The 1,071-nt window shown below is 68.3% G+C and carries 2 protein-coding genes; both read left to right on the forward strand.

The window, feature by feature from the left end:
- On the forward strand, positions 1-700 hold a 700-nt coding region (locus H926_RS0120905; RefSeq protein WP_022677987.1), incomplete at its 5' end, for a FecR family protein.
- 141 nt (positions 701-841) lie between these two features.
- On the forward strand, positions 842-1,071 hold a 230-nt coding region (locus H926_RS35135), incomplete at its 3' end, for an STN domain-containing protein (RefSeq protein WP_237741131.1).

A 1,071-nucleotide genomic window follows, 5' to 3' on the forward strand; every position in this document is an offset into this window, starting at 1 on the left:
CATGGCGCTGGCCGGAGTGGGCGTGGCCGGTGGCCTGATCGGCGCGGGCGCACTGGCACTGTGGCCGCAAGGCTCGGGCATCCGCACCCGCATCGGCGAAATGCGCCGTGTGCCGCTGGCCGATGGCTCGATGGCCGTGGTCAACAGCGGCAGCGAATTGAGCGTGTCGTTCACCCGCCGCCGCCGCGACGTGGAACTGGCCCAGGGCGAGGCCTGGTTCCAGGTGGCCAAGGCGCCCGACCGGCCCTTTACCGTCACCGCCGGCCGCGTGCGGGTCCAGGCGGTGGGCACCGCGTTCAACGTCCGTCGCGCTGGCGTTGGCGTGGATGTGGTGGTGACCGAAGGCACGGTGAAAGTGTGGAGCGAAGGCGGCGAGCCGCAACTGGTCAAGGCCGGGCAGCGCGCGCGGCTCGATGATGGCGTGGGCCTGGCGGTCAGCGCGATCGCGCCCGATGCCGCGCAGCAGGAACTGGCCTGGCGCGAAGGGCAGATCGTGCTGGATGATGTAACGCTGGCCCAGGCCGCGCAGCGGTTCAACGCCTATCACGAAGATCGCCTGGAAGTGGACCCGGCACTGGCCGACCGGCGCGTGGTCGGCTCGTTCCAGACCAATGACATGGATGGCTTTGCCCAGGCTTGCGCGGCGATGGTCGGCGGGCGGGTGGAACGCGGCGACGGCGTGATCCGCATCCTGAAATAGATACATTCGAAATTTTTTTGGGACCGAGCCGACGGAAAATCGTTGGCCAGTCATCTGTAGGGCCGAACGCCGCAAAGGCGTGACAAACCTTCAGGGGAGGATACCTTGCGATCGATCCATCGCTTCTGCATTTCGTCATCCATGCTCGCCGCCACGGCGGTGATCGCCGCCGCGCCGGCCCAGGCGGATGAACAAGTGCGCCAGTTCGACGTTCCCGGCCAGCCGGCCAAGGACGCCATCGTGATCTTTGCCCATCAGGCGGGCATCCAGATCCTGGCGCCGGGCACGGCGACGCAAGGCCGCCGCATCGCCCCGCTCAAGGGCCGCTATACCGTGGCCGATGGCCTACGCCGCCTCGCCGCGTCGAGCCA

This window comes from Novosphingobium sp. B-7 (assembly GCF_000410615.1).
GTDB lineage: Bacteria > Pseudomonadota > Alphaproteobacteria > Sphingomonadales > Sphingomonadaceae > Novosphingobium > Novosphingobium capsulatum.